The sequence below is a fragment of the Amycolatopsis sp. MEPSY49 genome, assembly GCF_051337345.1.
GTDB lineage: Bacteria > Actinomycetota > Actinomycetes > Mycobacteriales > Pseudonocardiaceae > Amycolatopsis.
Map to the genome: position 1 here is coordinate 43,920 of NZ_JBDLYJ010000011.1, position 20,466 is coordinate 64,385.

Genomic DNA, 20,466 nt, shown 5'->3' on the forward strand with positions numbered 1-20,466 from the left:
GATTCCCCTTTCGCCTCCGGGAAGTCAACCGGCTGCCGCCCTCGCCCGCGTGAGGCTTCCGCCCCGTTCCGGAAGGACTTCGGTCCTTCCCCCGGCGACGGGCACCCAAGGACCTCCCGGCCGGGGACTTTCGACTCCGGAAACCGTGGTGGCACCGGAACAAACTGACCGCAGCACCGAAGGAACGGAGGTTTGCCATGTCCATCCAGCCGGACGAAAAGAAGACGGCTCCCACCCCACCCCGGGCTCACCGGGTCACCGAACCGGCACCGATCCCCGATTTCGTCGCCGGCCCCACCGTCGCCGGGAAGTCCCTGGCCGTCCTGCGCATCGCCACCGGGTTCGTCTTCCTGTGGGCGTTCCTCGACAAGCTCTTCGGCTGGGGTTACGCAACCCCGTCGAAGGGTGCCTGGATCAACGGCGGCTCGCCGACCAAGGGCTTCCTGAGCGGCGTCCACGTCGGCCCGTTCGAGTCGATGTTCCACTCCTGGGCCGGCACGTGGTGGGCCGACTGGCTGTTCATGCTCGGCCTGGCCGGTGTCGGCATCGCCGTCATCGCCGGCGTCGGGCTGCGGCTGAGCGCGGCCGCCGGCGCGCTGATGATGCTCATGATGTGGGCCGCCGAATGGCCGCTCGCGCAGACCATGAGCACCGGCGAGGCGACGCACTCGACCAACCCGATCGTCGACTACCACATCGTCTACGCGCTCGTCCTGATCGCGCTGGCCGCCGCGGCGGCCGGGAACACGTGGGGGTTCGGCCGTCGCTGGGCCGACCTCGTCGGCGACCGCAAGTGGCTGCGCTGAACACCCTCGCTCCCCAGGGCGCCCGCCGATCGGCGGGCGCCCTTTCCCCTGCCCGAAAGGAACAACGATGAAGGCACTCGTGTACGACGGACCGGGCCGGCGCAGCTGGACCGACCACGCCGACCCCGAGCTCACCGCGCCGACCGACGCGATCGTCCGGGTCGACGCGGTCACCATCTGCGGCACCGACCTGCACATCCTCAAGGGCGATGTGCCCGAGGTCGAGCGCGGCCGGATCCTGGGCCACGAGGCGGTCGGCACGATCACCGAGACCGGCTCCGCCGTCACCGGCGTCAAACCCGGCGACAAGGTCCTGGTGTCCTGCATTTCCGCCTGCGGCCGGTGCGAGTACTGCCGGCAGGCCGCCTATGGCCAGTGCCTCGGCGGCGGGGGCTGGATCCTCGGCCATACGACCGACGGTGTCCAGGCCGAGTACGCGCGCGTCCCGTTCGCCGACACCTCGACGTACGTCCTGCCGGCCGGGGTGAGCGACGAGTCGGCGCTGATGCTGGCCGACATCGTCCCGACCTCGTACGAGGTCGGCGTCCGCAACGGCGGCGTCAAGCCGGGTGACACCGTGGTGATCGTCGGGGCCGGGCCGATCGGGCTGGCCGCGATCACCAACGCCCAGCTGTTCGCCCCGAGCACGATCATCGTGGTGGACAAGGAGCCGGCCCGGCTCGACGCGGCGAAGTCGTTCGGCGCGGACGTGCTGGTGCAGCCGGGCGACGCGGCCGCCGCGGTGGCCGAGGCGAGCGGCGGGCTCGGCGCGGACGTGGCGATCGAGGCGGTGGGCGTCCCGGCGACGTTCGAGCTGTGCACCCGGCTGGTCCGCCCGGGCGGCCACGTGGCGAACGTCGGCGTGCACGGCGCGCCCGCGACGTTGCACCTCGAGGAGCTGTGGATCAAGAACGTCACGATCACCACGGGCCTGGTCGACACGGCCAGCACGCCGATGCTGCTGCGGATGCTCGCGGCCGGCCGGCTGGACACGAGCCGGTTCGTCACGCACCGGTTCGGGCTCGACGAGATGGACGAGGCGTATGACGTCTTCGCCCACCCGCAGGACAGCAACGCGTTGAAGGTCGCGCTGTTCCGCAGCTGAAACGGGAAAGCGGCCACCGTCCGGTTCGGACGGTGGCCGCTCCTTCGTACCTTCAGTAGGTCGGCCGTTTCCGGCTCAGCACCCCGGCCGGGCCCGACGGCGTCGGCGACACGCCCCGGTCGTCGAACCGGGCCTGCAGGGTTTGCCGCACCTCGACGACGCCGTCGACCCGGCGGATCAGCGCGACGATCACCGGGATCATGCTCTGCCGCTCGACCGTGCCGTTCAGGGTCACGATGCCGTTGTGCACGGAGACGTACAGCGACGCCGGGTCCATGGCCATCTCCCGCAGCAGCACCTCCTCCAGGACCTCGTCCCGGATCTCGCGGTCCGTGCGCAGGAACACCCGCAGCAGGTCCGACCGGGACACGACGCCGACGAGCGTGCCCTCGTCGTCCACCACCGGCAGGCGGTGGAAGTGGTGCTCTTCGAGGAGCTTCGCGGCCACCGTGACGTCGTCGTCCGCGCGGACGACGACCGCCGGGGCCGTCATCAAATCCGCGACGAACGCCGCACCGGCCTTGCGTTTCGCCTGGCGGGAACCGGGCTTGAGCAGTCCGTGCGGGGCTTCGCGTTCGAGCAGGTCGCCCTGGGAGACGACGCCGAGCACCTTCCCGTCCTCGTCGACCACGGGCGCCCCGCTGATGTTCCAGGAGGCCAGCAGCAGCGCCACCGCCTTGAAAGGCGTGTCCCGGGCCCACGGTGGTCACTTCGGTCGTCATGACCGAACCCACCTTGCGGCGACTGGGCATCTTGACCTCCTTCACAGCAGTGGCCCCGGGTAGTACCCGATCGCGGGCTCCGGCTCCGGCATCGCGTCCTTCTCCGGCTCCGGCACCGTCCGCGCCGGGATCACCACGACGGGGCAGCTCGCTTCGCGAAGGCAGTGCTCGGCGACCGAACCGACCAGCAGCTTCAGCAACCGGTTGTGGCCGTGGCTGCCGAGAACGAGCATCGACGCGGTCTTCGACGCTTCTTCCAGCGCCACCGCCGCCGAGTGCTCGACCAGCTCGGCCCGGACGGCGACGCCCGGGTGCTCGGCACGCACCTCGCCGACGACCTCGTCCAGCTGCCGCCGCTCGCGGTCGGCGACCGTCTGCGGTGTCCCGGCGACCGCCGCGCCGAGGTCGTAGACCGGCTCGAACGTCCACGCGCGCAGCGCGACGACCTGCCGGCCGCTCACCGCCGCTTCGGACACCGCCCAGCGCAGTGCGGCCGCGCTGATCGCCGAATGGTCCACGCCGACGACGATGTCGCCCTGGTTTGCCGTGGTCATGTCAGTTTCACCTTCTTCTCGTCTCAAGAACGGGTTTTGCGGTCCTGCTCGGCGAACCACTCCTGCTGCCAGCGGGCGTAACGGAGCCGGTTGAGGAAGAACACCGAGAGCCGGTAGGCGACGGCCAACAGGATCAGCGCCGCGAGCCACAGGCCCAGCCCGACCCCGGCGGCGTCGATCACCACCGCGGCGCTGCTGAGCGGCGGGTCCACGGGGTTGCCGTCGCGATCCACCCAGACGTCGAGGGTGTGCCCCTTGAGGGTGCCCTCGTCGGCGACGACCTGGCCGACGCGGCGGGTTCCGTCCGGCAGTACCCAGGTGGCGTCGGTGGGCAGGCCGTTGCCGGCGATGCCGGAGCGGGGGCTCACCGTCAGTTCGGGACCGTCGGCGAGCAGGGTCGCGGTCACCAGGGTGCGCTCCCCCACCTCCCGGGCCGACTGTGCTTGCTGACGCACGAAGGTCTCGGAGCCGACGCTCGCGGCGACCGGCAAGGCGACGAGGGCCAGCAGCACCACGAGGGCGAGCAGGCCACCCTGGACACGGTCCGAGGGGCGCGCCACCGAACCTCGGCGCGGGACCAGCGTGCGCCACATCCGCGCGATCCGGTTCATGGTGGGCGTCCTCTCCGTTCGGTTTCCCTTCCTCTTCCAGGATCACCGGACGCCGGGGTTCGCCGAAGAGGCCTTGGACCCCGGACCGGAGTCCGTCGGCGGACGGGCCGGGGACTTAGGACCCTGTGCCGCCCGCGGAGCCCGGCGGGATGGTCGGAGCACCCGAGGAACGGAGCACGAATCATGCGCGCACGCGAGATCATGACCGCCCCGACGTTCGCCCTGGCTCCGACCGCGACGCTCGACGAAGCCGCGGAAATGATGACCGCGCACGGGTTCACGACGATGCCGGTGGTCGACGCGGACGGGCGCCTGCTCGGCCTGCTGTCCGAAGAGGACATCCTGCGGGTGCCGGCCGCGCCCGGCGACCCGGACACCGGCGTGCTGCTCGGCGGCGGCCCGCGCACGGCGGGCTCGGTCATGCGCACAAGCGGCCTGGCGGTGCCGGCCGACACCGACGTGCGCGAGCTGGCCCGGCGGATGACCGACGCCGGGGTGCGCTCGGCGCCCGTCGTCGACGGCGGGCACGTCGTCGGGATGATCACCTTCCAGGACGTCCTGCGCGCCTCGGCCCGCCGCTGAGCTTCAGCCGGCCGTGGTCCGGTGGGTCAGCACCTCGTGCACCGGCCGGCGGCCGGTCAGCCGGGTCGGGTAGCCGTAGCCGATGCGCAGCAGCGTGTGCGGCTGCCCGGCCCCGGCGAAGAGGCGGTCGAGCGACTCCCGCGTCCGCGGGGTCTCGAACGGCTGCGACAGGAACGACGTCGCGAGGCCTTCGGCGGTCGCGGTGAGCAGGACCCGCTGCATGGCCATCCCGGCGCGCACTTCCGCGTGCGGGCCTCGGTCGCGGGTGAGCACGGCACCGAGCAGGGGTTCCTGTTCGTACTCGCGCGCGGGCAGGTCCTGGTTTTCGTGCGACGCGCGCAGCGACACGATCCCCGGGCCGTGCGGCGGCGGCCCGGAGGCGGCCTTCGGCACACCGTCGGGGCTCTCGGGCTCGCGGTGGGTCCAGAACGCGGCTTCGGCGCGGAACTCGTCGTCGTCGGCCTGCAGCGCTTCGGCCTGCCGCACCAAGGAGGCGACCGGGGTGTACCGGCCCGACGCGTCGAGGTACTCGATCTGGCCGCCCTCCTGCAGGGCGGCCGACTTGAGCGCGGCGCGCACGACCGGTGGCACCGCCTTCTCCAGCAGCGGACGCCGGTTCGTGTGCCGGCGGAACACGGCCTCGGCGAGCTTGCGTTCGGCCGCGGTGGCCTTCTCGTTGCCGTCGAGCCGGATCACCGCGACGAGGTCGGGCTCGGCCGGATCGGGCAGCAGCCGCACGACCGCGGCGAGCCCGTTGGCCCGCAAGCTGATCTGCAGGTTGAAGGCGGCCGCGCCGCAGGCCAGCCGCGCCTCCCGCCCGTGCGGATCGGCGACGCCGAGCACGCGTCCGCGATCCAGCCAGACCTCGATCACTTCGTGCTCGACGACGAACCGCCAGGGCTGGGTGTTGTGCGGCGACGGCGCGCGCACGGCCGAGGCGAGGGCCTGGTCGAACACGCTGGGCAGGGGTCGGCTCATCGTCGGGCTCCGGTGTCTGGGGAACGGACGCCTTCAGCATCACCGGCGGCCGCCGGGCGCCGCGATGGCCGCGCGTCACGTCCGGTGAGGACCAAAGACCTTCCGGGCTTTATGCGGCGATGCGCACCTTGTACTGCCGCCACCATTCCTCAGGAGTCTGTTCCTGGAGCGCGTCCCGAAGCCTTGTCAGCGCCTTCTGCGAGTAGCACCAGGTCGTCAAGATCAGCTTGGCGTAGTCCTCGTTCTCCTTGACCTTCAGGAGAGTGATCAGGGCGCTGAGCTGGTTCGTCGTGACGCCCAGCTTCTTCGCCAGCCCGGTGAACCGCAAGTTGTAGAAGTCGAGCTCGGAGACGCGGCGAACCGCGACAACGCTCGAGTCGGCCGTCCCGTCCGTCACCAGGGTGACCGGGATGCCTTCCTTCTTGGCTATGCGCAGGCTGATCGCGGCGCCGGAGCCGTCCGTGACGAAGTGCACCGCGGCGATGCCGGGGAAGAGCACCTCGAGATCGGTGACGCCGGCGCTGATCTGGCTGCCGAGCTTGCGCAGGCTTGCTTCGCCGGGCTGGAGTTTCTCTCCCCGCATCGCCCCGTCGACGATGGCGAGGGCGCGCAGGCGCGCGGCGGCTTCGGCGCGGCGGCGTGTCCCCGGTCGCAGCAAACGGGCGACTTCGGCGATTTCGTCGGCGAACAAGGCCAAGGGGTCTCTCGGCGCCACGGTGGCGATCGGCAGGACCCGTTCCGGGAGGACGTCCCGGAGCTCCTCTCCGAAAACCGCCCGCATGAGATCGCGATAGAGGGTGATTCCCGACTGGGCCTGCAGGTACAGGTGGGCTTCGCTGATATCGACGAGATGGTGCTGAGCGGCATCACGCAGGCCGTTGATCGCCTGGAGGGTCAGGGCCTGTTCCTCGGTGAGGAACCGGATGTTCTCCGTGGACAATCCGCGACGCACGCACTGGTCGAACCCGATGGTGTTCTTCTCGCCCGGTTCCCGGATACGCCCGCCGCGATGCAGGATCGCGGCTTTGAGCAGCATCTCGAAGGCGTGGTCGAGCAGCATCAGCACCGCGTCCGTCCGTCCGACGTCCCACGGACGGTTGAAGTGCTCGACACTCAGCGTCAAAGACGCCAGCGATTTTTCCTTGAGCAGCCGGGCCTCCTTTTTCATGGTCCCTCCTCAAGGCGGTCGATCGCCGTCGATCTTGCAGAACCATTCGCCCGAGAATAGGCCCGTGTTTCGGTTCGGGGCCTGGATCACCCGTTCGGCTGACTCAGCACAACACCCGCTCGCCCTCCTCCGGCACCACCGCGCACCAGTCCGCTTCCGCGTGCAGCGCCTTCGCCAGCGCCTGCGCGGATTCCGGTTCCCCCTCGACCACGAACGCGGTCTCCGGCGCCGGGGTCGCCGTCGCCCACGCCAGGACCTCCTCCGGGCCCGCGAACGCGGCCGTGCCGCCGAGTGCGGTCACCTCCGCGCGGACCGGCACGTACCGGCCGTGGACCTTGAGGTGACGAGCGCCGTCCGCGAGCTGGGCCGCGCGGGTTCCCGGCGCCGGGTGTCCCAGCAGGACCACCCCGTTGCGGCGGTCCGGCAGCAGCCGGGCCAGGTGCCGGAGCACGCGTCCGGAGTCCGCCGTCGCCAGCCCGGCGAGGATGATCGACGGCCCGTCCGGAGGCTCCCGCAGCAATTCCGGAGCCGGCACGCGCGCGCCGCGGCGCAGCTCGGCCGTCGCCTGCCGGTGGACCTCGAGACCGAGGTCGCCGTCCAGGACCACCGGCAGGGGTGGGAGCTGCCCGGTGAGCGCCCGAAGCAACTCCACGCCGCCGTCCACCGCCACGGGAACCACCACGCTGCCACCTCGCCGGACCGCCCGGTGTACCGCAGCGGCGAACCGGCCGGCCAGGTGGCCGTCGGCGGGTGGTTCGGGTGCCGCGAGAACCAGGACGTCGGAGCGGGGACGCGGGTCCGGTGCCCGCAACAGCGGGTGCTCCGCCGCCCCCAGCGGGCCGGCGAACACCACCGATCGGCCACCCGCCCGCACGCGCACCCAGGCCGCGCCCACCCGGCCGCCCGCGCGGCCGAACTCGAACTCCACGCCGCCGACCCGGTGCAGCGAGCCGACCTCGACCGGCCGGACCAGGGCCAGCGCGCAGGTGACGTCCTCTGCGCGGAACGGCGGGACACCCGGCGGCGGGGGGCACACCTGGGCAGCGTCTTCGGCGAACTGCTTCGCGGCATCGGACAGCACCACCGGCAGCAGCGCGGCCGTGGCCGGAGTCGCGAACACCGGCCCGTGCCAGCCTTCGGCGACCAGCTGCGGCAGGAATCCGGCGTGCCCGAGGTCGGCGCTCGGCAGGATCACCGCGTCGGCCGCGTGCAGTTCGTCCGGACCCGGTGAGAAGTTGCGGCGCCACGCCGTCTCCGGCCCCTCGACCAGCCCGCAGCCGATCAACAGCGTGGTGTCCGCCGCCAGCAGGTACCGGGCGCCGCCCAGGAACGTCAGGAGTGGATCGGCGTGAGCCGGGTGGTGCGCGGTCACGTGCAGCCTCCCCGGCCACGGGCTGGTGCGGTAGGGCACGGAAGCCCGGCGGGCGGCCCTGAGCGCGGCGGCGCGAGATCCATCGGGCATCGGGACTCCCTTCGTGGATCAGCCGGCGATGTCACGCCGCCGGAACCCGGTCACGCCCGCCACGACCAGCGCGGCACCCAACGCGGTGAGCCAGAGCAGCGGCGCCGCCTGGACAGTCCCGCCCGGCAGCTTCGGTGAGTGGGTGAACGGCGAGAGGTCGAGCACCCACTGGTCGAACTTCAGCAGCACACCGAACTCGCCGAGCAGCAGGAACGTCACCAGCGCCACCCACGCGGCGGTCAGCGCCCGGCCGAAGAGGCCGAACACGACGGTCGCGATGCCGGTCAGCACCCACACCGCGGGCAGCTGCGCGAGCGCGGCGCCGATCAGCCGGGCCACCTCGGGCCCGATCCGGCCGAGGTGGGCGCCGTTCGTCAGCCCCGCCGCCAGCCCGAGCGCCGTCAGCAGCACCGCGGGCGCCCCGGCCGCGAAGAGGAGGTAGCCGCCCAGGAGCCGGCGCCGGTCCACCGCGGTGGCCAGCAGCGGCTCGACGCGCAGCGCCCGCTCCTCGGCCCGGAGCCGGGCCAGCACGGCGATCACGTAGGCCGACGTGATCACGCCGGCCGCTGCCAGCTCGGCCGCGAGGAACGCGTCCGAGATCCCCTTTTCGCCGCCGAGCGCGGTGATCATGGCCTGCGCCTGCGCGTTCGTCAGCATCGAGCCGACGTTGCCGGCCAGGCTGCCGCACACCAGCCCCAGCAGCACGTACGCGCTCGTCCAGACGGCGAGCGTGCCGCGATTGAGCCGCCACGCCAGCCCCCAGGGGCTCCGCAGCGATCGGCCGGCCCCGGCGGGGCCCGGGCGGTCGGGGAGCAAGCCGGCGTCGAGGTCCCGGACCCGCGCCAGCGCGATCGCGACCGCGCCGAGCGCCGCGGCGGTGAGGACCGGGAGCGCGAGCACCCACCAGACGTCCCCCGCGAACGGCCGGACCTCTTCGCTCCACCCGATCGGCGACGCCCAGGAAAGCAGGCGCGGACCTGCGGAGTCGCCCACCGCCCGCAGGAAGTAGGCGGCGACCAAGGCGAGCACGGCCAGTCCCGAAGCGGACCGGGCGCTCTTGGTCAGCTGGGCCGTCACCGCCGCCGCGCCACCGAACACCAGGCCCGCGGCCGCCCAGCACAGCCCGAACGCCAGCGAGCCGCCGGCCGGCAGCCCGGTCGCGGCGAGCGCCGCCGCGGTGGCCACACCAAGCACGACGCTCGCGCCGGCCGTCACGGCCAGCCCGGCGACGAGCCCCGCGTACCGGCCCACCACGGTCGCGCCGAGCAGTTCCCGGCGTCCGGCCTCCTCCTCGGCCCGGGTGTGCCGGACCGCGGTGAAGATCATCAGCAACCCGACCAAGGCGGCCCCGAAGGCGGTCAGCTTGAACACCGACGTCGCACCGAGGGTCGGCTCGTGCACCGGTCCGTACAAGGCTCGCAGGGAGGGCACCGAGTTGATGCTCGCGGCCGCCGCCTGCAGGTCGGCGTCCGTCGGGTAGACGGCCGTGGTGGCGGCCGCCGCGGACGCCGCCGTCGCCGCGAACACGACGATCCAGACCGGCAGCCGGATCCGGTCGCGGCGCAGGGCCAGCCGGATCAGCGCGCCCGTGCCCGTGAAGGTGGCGCTCATGCCGGCACCGCCGCCGGCTCGCTGCGGTAGTGGCGCAGGAACAGCTCCTCCAGCGTCGGCGGGCGGCTGACCAGGCTGTGTACGCCGCACTGACCGAGCGCGGCGAGCACCGGGGACAGCGCGGCGGTGTCGACGGTCAGCCGGACCTCGGAACCGTTCACGGCGAAGTCGTGCACCCCGGACAGCCGGGCGAGGACGTCCGGCGCCCCGGCGAGCCGGGCGGTGATCGTCGTGCGGGTGAGGTGGCGCAGGTCGTCGAGGCTGCCCGCGTCCACCACCCGGCCGGCGCGGATGATGCTCACCCGGTCGCACAGCGCTTCGGCCTCGGACAGGATGTGGCTGGACAGCAGGATCGTGCGGCCCCGGTCCCGCTCCTCCCGGATGCATTCGCGGAAGGTCTCCTCCATCAGCGGGTCCAGGCCCGCGGTCGGTTCGTCGAGCAGCAGCAGCTCGACGTCCGAAGCCAGCGCGGCGACCACGGCCACCTTCTGCCGGTTGCCCTTCGAGTAGGCACGGCCCTTGACCCGCGGGTCGAGTTCGAACCGGTCCAGGTACCGCGCACGGCGCACCGGGTCGAGACCGCCGCGCAGCCGGCCGAGCAGGTCGATGACCTCGCCGCCGGTCAGGTTCGGCCACAGCGACACCTCCCCCGGCACGTACGCCAGGCGCCGGTGCAGCGCGACGGCGTCACGCCAGGGGGCCCCGCCGAGCAGCCGCATCTCTCCGCCGTCGGCCCGCAACAGGCCCAGGAGCAACCGCAGGGTCGTGGTCTTCCCGGCACCGTTCGGGCCCAGAAAGCCATGGACCTCACCGGTTTCGACGGTCAGGTCGAGTCCGTCGAGCGCACGCGTGTGCCCGAACGCCTTTCGCAGGCCGCGGATCTCAATCGCCGCGCTCATCGGGTGGCCTCCAGCAGGATCCGACGCTCGGCCGACGCGATCGCCGCGCGGGCAGGGCCGATGACGTCCGGGTTGACCGAGATGGACGTGATGCCGAAACGCACCAGGTGCTCGGCGAACCCGGGCTTGGTCGACGGCGCCTGGCCACACAGCGACGAGGTGATGTTGCGGTGCCGCGCGACGCGGATGATCCGCTCGACGGCGTCGAGCACCGCCGGGTCGGCCTCGTCGAACAGTTCCGCGCACTGGCCCGAGTCGCGGTCGACGCCCAGCATCAGCTGCGTGAGGTCGTTGCTGCCGATCGAGACGCCGTCGATGCCCATCCCGGCGTACTCGCCCAGCCAGTGCACGACCGAGGGCACCTCGGCCATCACCCAGCGGTGCAGGCCGCGCTGGCGGCCGAGCGGGCTGGCGTCGACCAGCTCCAGGCACTCCTCCAGCTCCCACTTGGTGCGCACGAACGGGATCATCAGGTGCAGGTTCGGCGACTGTTCCCGCACCCGCGCGAGGGTCTCCAGTTCGAGGGCGAACAGGTCGCGCTCGCGGACGTACCGGTAGCAGCCGCGGTAGCCGATCATCGGGTTGCTCTCCACCGGCTCGAACTCCTCACCACCGCCCAGCCCACGGAACTCATTCGTCCTCAAGTCGGTCGCCCGGTAGACGACCGGGCGGGTGCCGAAGGGCTTGGTGATCTTCAACAGCGACTCCGCCATCTTGTCCACAAAGGACCGCTCCTCGCCCTTGGCGAGCAGGTCCCGCGGGTGGCGGCCGCCGAGGGCCTCGGTGAGCAGGAACTCGGCGCGCAGCAGGCCGACGCCGTCCACCGCCTGCGCGGCGACCTCTTCGGCATGTTCGGGCATGGCGAGGTTGACGTAGAGCTTGGTACCGATGGCTTCCGGGGCCACCGGGGCGACGACGGGCGCGGTGTGCGCGGGTGCCTTCGTGGTCGCGCCGGGCCGGACCTCGCCCTGGGTGCCGTCGACGGTCACCAGGCTGCGGTCGACCAGCACGCGGGTGGCGTCGCCGGTGCCGACCACGGCCGGCACGCCCAGCTCGCGGGCGACCACGGCGGCGTGGCAGGTCATCCCGCCGCCGTCGGTGACCACCGCGGAAGCGCGGCGGATGGCGGGCACCCAGTCCGGGTTGGTCATCGGTGCGACCAGGATCTCGCCGTCGCGCAGGTGCTTGGCTTCGACGGGGTCGTGCAGGACGCGGACCGCGCCGCTGCCCTCGCCCGGCGACGCGCCGAGCCCGGTGACGAGCGCGACGGTGCTCGCCGGCGTGACCGGCGGCAGCGTGGTGATCGGCCGGGACTGCACCAGGTGGATCTCGCCGTCGGCGATCGCGAACTCGATGTCCTGCGGGACGCCGTAGTGCTCCTCGACGCGGGTGGCCATCCGGGCCAGCTCCAGCACGACGGTCTCGCTCAGCACCCGGCGGCCGCCCGCGGGCTCCGGCAGCTGGATGGTGACGTCGCCGCCGCTTTCGTCGGCGATGATCTTGTGGGTCTGCTTGCCGATCCGCACCGACAGGATCAGCAGATCCTGCTTTCCGACGACATAGGTGTCGGGCTCGACAGCACCGCTGACGATCGCCTCGCCCTGGCCGAACACGGCTTCGATGACCACGCGGTCGCGGTCGCCGGTGCGCGGGTCGGCGGTGAAGATGACGCCCGAGCGCTCGGAGCGGATCATCCGCTGCACCACCACGGCGATCGCCGGCTCGCCGGTGAACCCGCGGCTGGCGCGGTAGCTGACGACACGCGGGCTGAACAGCGACGTCCAGCAGTCCACGACGTGCTCGGCGACGGCGTGGTCGCCCCAGATATTGGTGTAGGTCGCGTTCATCCCGGCGAAGGACGCTTCGGCGCCGTCCTCGCCCGTGGCCGAGGACCGGATGGCGACCGGCGTCGCCGAGCCCAGCCCGCGGTAGGCCTGCGCGATCTCCTCCCGCAGGTCGCCGGTGAGGCCGGCTTCCCGGACCAGCTCGCGGATGCGGTCGCAGTGCTCGGCCAGCAGCTCGGCATCGTCCACATTGGCCAGTGCCTTGGCGTGCAGAGCGGCGACTTCGGCGCGGACGCCGGCCTTCTCCAGCGCGGCCCAGTAGCCGTCACGAGAGATGACGAAGCCGCCGGGAACGGGGAACCCGGCGGAGATCAGCTCGCCGAGGTTGGCACCCTTGCCCCCGACGGTCTCGTCGTCGGTGAGCCGGATTTCGGACAGGTCGCGCACGTACGTCATCGGGTTCCTCCTGGAGGTGGGAACAGCTCGCCGAGCGGGAGCCGGGGTGAAGGGGCAGCGGGGACGGCCGGGTGGCCGAAGCGGAAGATCGCCTGTGGGACGCCGGGCAGGGCCAGCTCGGAGACGAGCCGCGCGCGGAAGCCGGTGAGGTGCAGCGGCTGCGTGATGACCGAGCCCACCAGGGCCTTGGACGCCGCGGTGAGCCAGCCGCGCTGCAACGCCGCGCCGGCGGTCAGCCGGTCCGCCCGGGTGTCGGTCTCGGTGCAGAGGACGAGGAGATTCTCCGCCGCGAGCCGCCGCGTGAGCACCACGTCGTCCGGCACTGGGGTGTCCCAGCGGACTAGCCCGGCCACCGGCAGCGCTTCGGGGCTCAGGGCGGCTTCGGGTACGCCGTCCCCGATGGCGCCCCAGCCGCGGGTGTGCGCGGTCCAGATTTCCAGTTCGCGTTGGTAGGCACGGTCGTCGCGGAGCACGCGGGTGGCGAAGCCGAGCAGCTCGGCCAGCTTGTCGAGCCGTCCGGGCACGACGACGTGCAGGCCGGCCGTCTCCCCCGCGGCGGCCACCGCGGCCCGTGCGGTTTCGGTCACGGGCTCCGGCGAGAACGGGCGTCGATGGCTGCGCCGCCGGGCGATGGCGCGGTACAGGGCGAAGTCGTGAGCCGAAGCGGGGTGCGGACGGCCGACGGTCACCGTGGCGGCGGCATCGCTTTTCCATTCGAGGTGGCAGTCGCGCCCCAGAGCGCGGACGGCGAGTTCGAGGTTGGTCGCGGCGGCACCGCAGGAGAGCAGCCGGTCGCGGCCGGACGGATCGTGCCGGCGCAGCGCGACGTCCCGGCGTTCGAGCAGGTCGACCTCGGTACCGCGGACGAGCAGCTGCCACGGCTGGCTGTTGTGCACCGAAGGCGCGCGGCTGACGGCGCGCGCGAGGACGCCCAGCTGCTCGGTGGTCAGGACGGTCATCGCGGTCACTCCTCGGCGCGGAGCCGGTTGCCCCGCCGAAGTCATGGTCGCGAGGCCGGCGGGACCGGCACCGGAGCACAAAGTCCTCCGCTCCGGCGGAATTCGTCCCCTACCCGCCCACAGCCGGCCGGCCGCACGATCGGGACGACACCGCAAGAAAGAAGGAGATCATGAGCATTGGTCGCGTCATCATCGTCGGCATGGACGGCTCACCCCGCGGCGACGCGGCACTGCGGTGGGCCCTCGAGATCGGCGCCCACACGGGCGACACGGTCCGCGCGATCCTCGTCCGGCCGCGGGACACGCTGCTGCCCGGTACGTCGTTCGCCGTCCAGCCGCACGGCCGGGTCCCCGAAGCGGGCTATTCCCTCGCCGCGCACGTCGCCGGTCTCGGGATCGAGACGCCGGCCGAGGTGGAGACCCTGACTGTCCACGGCGACCCGGCGACGGAACTGGTGACGGCATCGGCGGATGCGGACCTGCTGGTGCTCGGCGCCCACCGCGGGGGAGCCGTGACGGACTTGGTGCTGGGCAGCGTGGGACGCGAGTGCGTGCGGTACTCGAGGTGCCCGGTCGTGGTCATCACCCCGGAGGCGGCGCACCGCCTGACCCCGGCTTGAGGACGCGCTTCTGGCGTCGTGGTAGCGGCTCCGGCACCGTGCCACCATGGGTCGATGATCGGCTATCCGTGGCACACCGTCGTCGGCGCCTTCCCGGTCGCGCTGACGGAACAAGGTGACGAGTGGCTCCACCGCTTCACCAACGCGATGGCGAATTCGCCAGTATCGGTTGAGGAGCAGCGGGGTGACGCCACAACGGCACCTTTCATCCGCATCACGCTCCTCCAGGACGGACGGCGGGCAGAGACTGTCGTCCTCCTCGCCGACACCGTCGACTCGGTCGTCGTCCTGCTGGCCGGCCCTTCGGTTGCGGACGAATCGCTGGCCGCCGAGGTCGGCTCAGCTCTGCAGCACGCGACGAGAACTCTGGGCGAGGACGGCGACCCGATCCCCTGGACGGCGATCATCGGTCCCAGTCCCCACCGGCCCGGCCACCGGGCAAGCAGGCTCGGCACCGAGGTGTCGATCGGCCCAATGCGGATGGCTTCGACCGAGCAGCTGCTCCTCGAACCGGACTTCTCGACGCAGCACCCGCTGTCCGGCTGGGCCATCACGCATTCCGTCCCGATCCTCGTCAGCGGATCCTCGCGCGGCTATGACTGGACCCCCGCCAGCGTCGATGCCGCTCGGGACTTGCACACGCTGTGCGGGATTCTCTCCGTGGCGATGGACGACACCATCATCGTGCGAGCGACTCCGGCACCAGTCGAGTGGGGAAATCGAGAACTCCCCGCGAGCCCGGTGTGGTATCAGCATCCAGAAGGCGTAACCGATGAGTTCGGTCTTGCCGACGCGACGACGTTCGATCCGCCCGGTTGGATCGAGGCGGCGTGGAACCGCACTCGGAAACAGGCGTATCTGGTCGCCGCGATGGACGCGTACCTCGAAGCGCTTCAACTGATGTCACGCCATCCCTCGCTCGCCGCGGTGGGCTTCGTCGCCTCGGTCGAGACCATCGCGGGCAGGCTCTTCAAGTTCGAGCGGTGCGAAGCCTGCAAGGATCGGAAGGGACTGGGACTCGCGTTCAAGGCCGCGCTCAGGATGGTCTCGAGCGACGACGACGCCGAAGCACTCGACTCCATCTACAATTCGCGCTCGAGAACGGTCCACGACGGACGGCTCCACGGCGGCGAAACCGCTCCCGGCGTCCCCTATCGCGCTGTCTGGAGCCGGAACTCGGTCGACGACTTCCGCGGGCAGACGCTGTGGCGGCTCCGAAGCGCGACCAGGCGCCTGCTGGAGTGGAGCTTGACCACTCCCCGGCCGGCTCGCGTTCCCCTGCCTCCCGCCTCCGCCGGAACGGAGGCCGAGGCACGAAGGCATTCCCACAGCTGATGACGCCGAAGCCGTTCACCGCCGCCGGGTGGCCCACCGGAACACCTCATCGGCGCCCCACACGAGCACCGGCATCGGGAGCAGCATCGCGACCACCCACGCCGGCAGCGCTGCGGTCCCGAACAACGTCTGCAGCGGCGGCAGGTAGATCAACGCCGCGGCGAACACCAGCTCGAACACGATCCCGCCCAGCAGCAACCGGTTCGTCGTCAGGCCCACCGAGCGCAGCGACACCCGCTCGGTCCGGGCCGCGAACGCCGTGCCCACCTGGCAGAACACGATCGCCGCGAAACTGGCCGTCGTGGCCTGCAGGTAAGCGTCGTGCAGAACTCCCGATGAGACGTCCGCGCCCGGGTGCCAGCCCGCCGCGTACAGCACCGCGAAGAACGCTCCCAGCACCAGCACGCCCGACATCAGGCCCATGATCCCCCACGCCCGCAGCAACATCCGGCCCGTGACCACCCCTTCCGACCGCCGCCGCGGCCGGCGGGACATCAGGCCGGGCTCCGCCGGTTCGCGGCCCAACGCGAGTGCGGGCAAGGTCTCCGTGCCCAGGTCGATCGCCAGGATCTGCAGCACCGTCAACGGCAACGGGATCATCCCGCCCGACACCGCGAACAGCAGGAACGGCAGGACCTCCGGTACCGCGTGCGCGAAGATGTAGAGCACGAACTTCCGGACGTTGTCGAAGACCCGGCGTCCCTCCCGCACGCCGGCGACGATCGTGGCGAAGTTGTCGTCCGTCAGCACCACCGTCGCCGCTTCCTTGGCCACGTCCGTGCCGCCGATGCCCATCGCCACGCCGATGTCCGCGCGGCGCAGCGCCGGGGCGTCGTTGACGCCGTCGCCGGTCATCGCCACCACTTCGCCGCAGTCGCGCAACGCGTCGGCGATGCGCAGCTTGTCCTCCGGCGCCGCGCGGGAGAACACGATCTCGCCGTTGGCCGTCAGCGCTTCGTCGAGGGCCGGCTCCGGGAGTCCGGCCAGGTCATCGCCGCTGATCACGCGGTCCGCTCCGATCCCGACGCGGCGGGCGATCTCCGCCGCCGTGCGGCCGTTGTCGCCGGTCACCACGTGCACCCGGATGCCCGCCGAGTGGCAGTCCGCGACCGCCGCGGCGACCTCGGGCCGGGGCGGGTCGACCAGGCCCACCAAGCCGAGCAGGCGCAAGTCCGTCTCGGCCTCGTCACGGCTGCCCGGCAATGCGGTCACCGGACGGCCGGCCACCGCCAGCACTCGCAGGGCCCGCCCCGCCATCTCGTCGACCAGCGCAAGGAGCCGTGCCCGCTCTTCGGGCGGCATCGCGCAGCGGGGCAGCACCTGCTCCGGCGCCCCTTTGGTCGATACCCACAGGGAATCCCCGACCGCGTCCACAGTGGACATCCGCTTGAGCCGCGGGTCGAACGGGTACAGTGCCTTCCGGCCCGCGTCACGAAGGGACGGATCGGCGCCGTTCGCACTCGCGTACCGCAGCAACGCCAGCTCGGTCGGGTCGCCGCTCGACGCGGTGACGTCGGCGGTGCTGCATCGGGCCAGCGCTTCGACCAACCCCTCCCCGACCGGGTGCACCTCCTCGACGCTCATCTCGTTCCGCGTCAACGTCCCGGTCTTATCCGTGCAGATCACCGTCGTCGACCCCAGCGTCTCCACCGCGGAAAGCCGCTTCACCAGCGCCCCGGCCTTGGCCATCGACCGGACACCGGCGGCCAGGGCCAGGGTGATCGTCGGCAGCAGGCCCTCGGGGACGTTGGCCACCAGCAGCCCGATCGCGAACACGAACGCCGCCGCCCACGACAGCCCGGCCAGCCAGCCCAGCGGCAGGAACCCGACGCCGACGACGACCGCGACCAGCGCGATCAGCCACGCCACTCGCCGGACCTGCCGTTCGAGCGGGCTCTCCTCACGCCCGACCCGCGACGACAGCGACGCGATCCGGCCGATCTCGGTGTGCCGCCCGGTCGCGTGGACGACCGCGTGCGCGGCTCCGGCGACGCACACCGTGCCGCTGAAGACGAGAACGGGCGAGTCGAGCGGGCGCGTGGCGTCGTCGGGGGCGTCGGCCATCCGGGTCACCGGGACCGACTCCCCGGTCAGCATGGACGCGTCGACGTCCACCGTGCCGTCGACCAGCCGGGCGTCGGCCGGGATCCGGTTGCCCTCCGCCAGGACGAGGACGTCGCCGGGGACCAGCTCGGTCGCCGGGACGTGCCACACCTGGCCGTCGCGCAGCACCGCCGCCCGGTCGGGCAGGTACTTGCCCAGTGCCTCGACCGCCTTCTCGGCCTGCTGTTCCTGGACGAATGCCAGCAGGCCGTTGAGCAGGATGACGCCGGCGATCGCGATCGCCAGGTTCGTCGTCCCGGCGATCCACGCCAGCCCACCGGCCACCCACAACAGCAACGCGAGAGGGTGGATCAGCTGCCGCAGCAGGGCCAGTGGCCAGCGGTGGCCGCCGTGCGACGGCAGCGCGTTCGGGCCGCTCACCTGGAGCCGGCGCGCGGCTTCCCGGGCCGTCAGGCCGGTCGGCGTGGTCCGCAGGTCCCGCAGCAGCCGGGAAACCGGCTCCCGGGCGTCGACCGGCGGCGCATCGGCCGGTTTGGTCTTCAGGTGCGTGGTCATCGTGTCTTCCTTCGCTTCGGGGTGACGAGGCCGATCAACAGCAGCCCCTGCGGGACGCCGGGCATCACCTCGGTCTGCCGAGCCCGCTCTGCCGCCGTCAGGCGGGCCGGCGAGACGGCCCGTGACGAGAACCCGCGAACTTCGGCGGCCAGCCGGGTGCCGTGCAGGGCGGCACCGGCGAGGACCTGGTGCCGCCGGCTGTCGCCGGGGGTGGTGACGAGCAGGGCGGACTGGCCGGTGACGTCGGCGCCGAGCTGCCGCAGGGCCGGGACCCAGCCGGGCCGGACGATCCACACGTCGGTCTCCGGCCAGAAATCGTCATCGGCCAGCGCACCGAGCACCGCGAGACTGACCGGCCGCAGCTGCGGCTCCGCCAGTTTGCGCAGCGCCACGTACCGCGCCCACTCGCTGCTGGACGGCGACCGTGGTCCTCCGGCCCGGACGACCGCCACGACATCGGGCCGGTCGGCGTCGTGCGAGAACACCACGACGGGCTCGCGGCCCAGGACCCGCAGGACCGTCCAGACGGTCGACAGTGCCGCGCCGCACTCGAGCGAGGCCGCGTTGCCCGCCCGGTCCCGCCGGGTGGGCGGCTCGGTCAAGACGACTTCCTCCGGCCGCACCTCGGCGACGCACCGGTTCGGGCCCAGCCGCACCAGCGCGTCGGCGAGCACGGCCCGGGACGAGGTGTCCCAGCGGAACCCGGTCATCTGCCCGGTTGCACCGGGAGGTGCCTGGTGGCGGCCCGGCAGGTGGCCAGGAGCCCGTCGACGTCGATCACGGTGACGCGGTTCTCCAGGCCCGGCGGCACTTCCGCGCGGACGTCCGGATCCGGGGAGACCAGCGCGACCGGGACGTGGTCGCGGACGGCGCAGACGACGCCGAACTCCCGCGTGGTCAGCTCGGGCTCCTGGCCGCGGACGTCGACGACCAGGTCGGGCTGGGCGAACGGCTCGTCGAGCGGGCAGCGCCCGCCCACCGCTAGCGCGCGGCACAGCCCGGCGCGGCTGTGGCAGCGGCTGACCAGGCAGCCGGCGTCGCGCAGGGGCTGGACGAGGAAGTCGGCGTCACCGAAGGACGCTTCGGTCAGCAGGACGTGCATGGGGTCACCTCACGGACACTCGGGCGAGCGCCTCTTCGGCGCCGCGGGCCAGCTCCAGGTCTTCCCGGGGCAGCACGATCAGGGCGGGCACCACGGAATCCGCCGCCGTGACGATCCGGTCGACGTCGGTGTGCGGAACGGCGCCGGCACGCAGGCCGAGCACCCCCAGGCCGTCGATGACCGAGGTGATCAGCTCGGGCTGGTGCTCGGCCACGCCGCCGGTGAACACCACGGCGTCCAGCCGGGACAGGTTCGTCGCGATCGCGCCGATCTCCCGGCCCAGCCGGTGCCGGTAGACGTCGAGCGCCACCGCGGCGTCGTCGTCGCCGCGAGCCGCCGCGGCGAGCACGCGCCGGAGGTCGCCGTTGGTGCCGGTCATTCCGGCCAGCCCGGAGCGGTGGAAGAGCGCGTCGGACATCTCGGCCGGGCTCATCGGCGCTGTCTGCATGACGTGCAGCAGCAACCCCGGGTCGACCGACCCCGACCGCGTGGCCATCACGGCGCCTTCGAGCGGGGTGAAGCCCATGCTGGTGTCGACGCCGTGGCCATCGCGGATCGCGGTCACCGACACGCCGGCGCCGACGTGGGCGCAGACGAGCTGCAGTTCCCCGGGCGCGCGGCCCAGCAGTTCGCCGGTGCGGCGCAGGGAGTACTGGCACGACAGGCCGTGGAAACCGTAGCGGCGCAAGCGGTTCTGCGCCGTCCACGCCCGGGGCAACGGGTACCGCGCCGCCGCTTCGGGCATCCGCGCGTGGAACGCCGTGTCAAAGCAGGCCACCACCGGCACCCCGGGCAGCAGGCGGCGGACTTCCCGGGTGACCTCCAGCGACAGCGGCTGGTGGTTGGGCGCCAGGGAAGTGAGCCGTTCGAGGTTGGCGAGCAAGGTGTCGTCGACGAGCGCCGGCGCCTTCTGGGAACCGCCGTGGACGAACCGGACGGCGACGGCGTCCACTTCGGACCAGCGGCGAACGGCCGGGCCGACGACCGCCGGGGCGGTCAGGTCCCAGGCGGTCCAGCCGACGGCGGCGCCGTCGACGACCAGCGACACCTTCACGCTCGACGAGCCCGGGTTCAGGGTCAGCACGCGCATGGT

19 protein-coding genes are annotated in these 20,466 nt (G+C 72.3%); 5 read left to right on the forward strand and 14 right to left on the reverse strand.

The window, feature by feature from the left end; genetic code table 11:
• Positions 1–197 precede the first annotated feature (197 nt).
• Together ABFJ78_RS37020 and ABFJ78_RS37025 are read left to right on the forward strand one after the other, a co-directional pair.
• Complete coding sequence (locus ABFJ78_RS37020; protein WP_436392097.1) at positions 198–806, forward strand: DoxX family membrane protein; 609 nt, start codon at positions 198–200, stop codon at positions 804–806.
• A 67-nt stretch (positions 807–873) separates the two neighbouring features.
• The gene (locus ABFJ78_RS37025) at positions 874–1,911 is read left to right on the forward strand and encodes a zinc-dependent alcohol dehydrogenase family protein (RefSeq protein WP_436392098.1); all 1,038 of its coding nucleotides are present in this window, start codon (positions 874–876) and stop codon (positions 1,909–1,911) included.
• 52 nt (positions 1,912–1,963) lie between these two features.
• Here ABFJ78_RS37025 and ABFJ78_RS37030 read toward each other — a convergent pair whose 3' ends face one another.
• From ABFJ78_RS37030 to ABFJ78_RS37040, 3 genes are all read right to left on the reverse strand, one after another.
• Positions 1,964–2,584: a CBS domain-containing protein gene (locus ABFJ78_RS37030; RefSeq protein WP_436392099.1), complete on the reverse strand. Its 621-nt coding sequence runs from the start codon at positions 2,582–2,584 to the stop codon at positions 1,964–1,966.
• Between the two features lie 90 nt (positions 2,585–2,674).
• Complete coding sequence (locus tag ABFJ78_RS37035; protein WP_436392100.1) at positions 2,675–3,187, reverse strand: universal stress protein; 513 nt, start codon at positions 3,185–3,187, stop codon at positions 2,675–2,677.
• Between the two features lie 23 nt (positions 3,188–3,210).
• Complete coding sequence (locus ABFJ78_RS37040; protein WP_436392101.1) at positions 3,211–3,798, reverse strand: Rv1733c family protein; 588 nt, start codon at positions 3,796–3,798, stop codon at positions 3,211–3,213.
• Positions 3,799–3,981: 183 nt separating this feature from the next.
• On the opposite strand from ABFJ78_RS37040, the gene ABFJ78_RS37045 reads away from it, so the two are divergent.
• Positions 3,982–4,380: a CBS domain-containing protein gene (locus tag ABFJ78_RS37045; protein WP_436392102.1), complete on the forward strand. Its 399-nt coding sequence runs from the start codon at positions 3,982–3,984 to the stop codon at positions 4,378–4,380.
• Between the two features lie 3 nt (positions 4,381–4,383).
• Here the strand turns inward: ABFJ78_RS37045 and ABFJ78_RS37050 are convergent, their stop codons facing one another.
• The 7 genes from ABFJ78_RS37050 to ABFJ78_RS37080 form a co-directional block, all read right to left on the reverse strand.
• Complete coding sequence (locus ABFJ78_RS37050) at positions 4,384–5,358, reverse strand: Acg family FMN-binding oxidoreductase (RefSeq protein ID WP_436392103.1); 975 nt, start codon at positions 5,356–5,358, stop codon at positions 4,384–4,386.
• 109 nt (positions 5,359–5,467) lie between these two features.
• Positions 5,468–6,526 carry a DUF3644 domain-containing protein gene (locus ABFJ78_RS37055; RefSeq protein WP_436392104.1) on the reverse strand — a complete coding sequence of 353 codons (1,059 nt, stop codon included), beginning with the start codon at positions 6,524–6,526 and terminating at the stop codon, positions 5,468–5,470.
• Positions 6,527–6,629: 103 nt separating this feature from the next.
• The gene (locus ABFJ78_RS37060) at positions 6,630–7,988 is read right to left on the reverse strand and encodes an MBL fold metallo-hydrolase (RefSeq protein ID WP_436392105.1); all 1,359 of its coding nucleotides are present in this window, start codon (positions 7,986–7,988) and stop codon (positions 6,630–6,632) included.
• Positions 7,989–8,006: 18 nt separating this feature from the next.
• Complete coding sequence (locus tag ABFJ78_RS37065) at positions 8,007–9,599, reverse strand: ABC transporter permease (RefSeq protein WP_436392106.1); 1,593 nt, start codon at positions 9,597–9,599, stop codon at positions 8,007–8,009.
• Complete coding sequence (locus ABFJ78_RS37070; protein ID WP_436392107.1) at positions 9,596–10,498, reverse strand: ABC transporter ATP-binding protein; 903 nt, start codon at positions 10,496–10,498, stop codon at positions 9,596–9,598. The genes ABFJ78_RS37065 and ABFJ78_RS37070 overlap by 4 nt, the downstream gene beginning before the upstream one ends.
• Complete coding sequence (gene ppsA / locus ABFJ78_RS37075; protein ID WP_436392108.1) at positions 10,495–12,738, reverse strand: phosphoenolpyruvate synthase; 2,244 nt, start codon at positions 12,736–12,738, stop codon at positions 10,495–10,497. The genes ABFJ78_RS37070 and ppsA overlap by 4 nt, the downstream gene beginning before the upstream one ends.
• Positions 12,735–13,697 (reverse strand): Acg family FMN-binding oxidoreductase, encoded by a 963-nt coding sequence (locus ABFJ78_RS37080; protein WP_436392109.1) that lies wholly within the window; start codon positions 13,695–13,697, stop codon positions 12,735–12,737. The genes ppsA and ABFJ78_RS37080 overlap by 4 nt, the downstream gene beginning before the upstream one ends.
• A gap of 170 nt (positions 13,698–13,867) precedes the next feature.
• Here ABFJ78_RS37080 and ABFJ78_RS37085 point away from each other — a divergent pair, with 170 nt between their 5' ends.
• Both ABFJ78_RS37085 and ABFJ78_RS37090 read left to right on the forward strand, forming a co-directional pair.
• Positions 13,868–14,317: a universal stress protein gene (locus ABFJ78_RS37085; protein WP_436392110.1), complete on the forward strand. Its 450-nt coding sequence runs from the start codon at positions 13,868–13,870 to the stop codon at positions 14,315–14,317.
• A gap of 54 nt (positions 14,318–14,371) precedes the next feature.
• Complete coding sequence (locus tag ABFJ78_RS37090) at positions 14,372–15,652, forward strand: hypothetical protein (protein ID WP_436392111.1); 1,281 nt, start codon at positions 14,372–14,374, stop codon at positions 15,650–15,652.
• 15 nt (positions 15,653–15,667) lie between these two features.
• Here ABFJ78_RS37090 and ABFJ78_RS37095 read toward each other — a convergent pair whose 3' ends face one another.
• The 4 genes from ABFJ78_RS37095 to ABFJ78_RS37110 are packed head-to-tail and all read right to left on the reverse strand — an operon-like array spanning position 15,668 to position 20,463.
• Complete coding sequence (locus tag ABFJ78_RS37095; RefSeq protein ID WP_436392112.1) at positions 15,668–18,271, reverse strand: cation-translocating P-type ATPase; 2,604 nt, start codon at positions 18,269–18,271, stop codon at positions 15,668–15,670.
• On the reverse strand, positions 18,268–18,981 hold the full coding sequence (locus ABFJ78_RS37100; RefSeq protein ID WP_436392113.1) for a hypothetical protein: 714 nt from the start codon (positions 18,979–18,981) through the stop codon (positions 18,268–18,270). Before ABFJ78_RS37100 ends, ABFJ78_RS37095 begins: the two co-directional genes overlap by 4 nt.
• Positions 18,978–19,373, reverse strand: a complete 396-nt coding sequence (locus ABFJ78_RS37105; RefSeq protein WP_436392114.1) for a hypothetical protein — start codon at positions 19,371–19,373, stop codon at positions 18,978–18,980. Before ABFJ78_RS37105 ends, ABFJ78_RS37100 begins: the two co-directional genes overlap by 4 nt.
• Positions 19,374–19,377: 4 nt before the next feature.
• Positions 19,378–20,463, reverse strand: a complete 1,086-nt coding sequence (locus ABFJ78_RS37110) for an acetate/propionate family kinase (protein WP_436392115.1) — start codon at positions 20,461–20,463, stop codon at positions 19,378–19,380.
• Between the last annotated feature and the right edge of the window lie 3 nt (positions 20,464–20,466).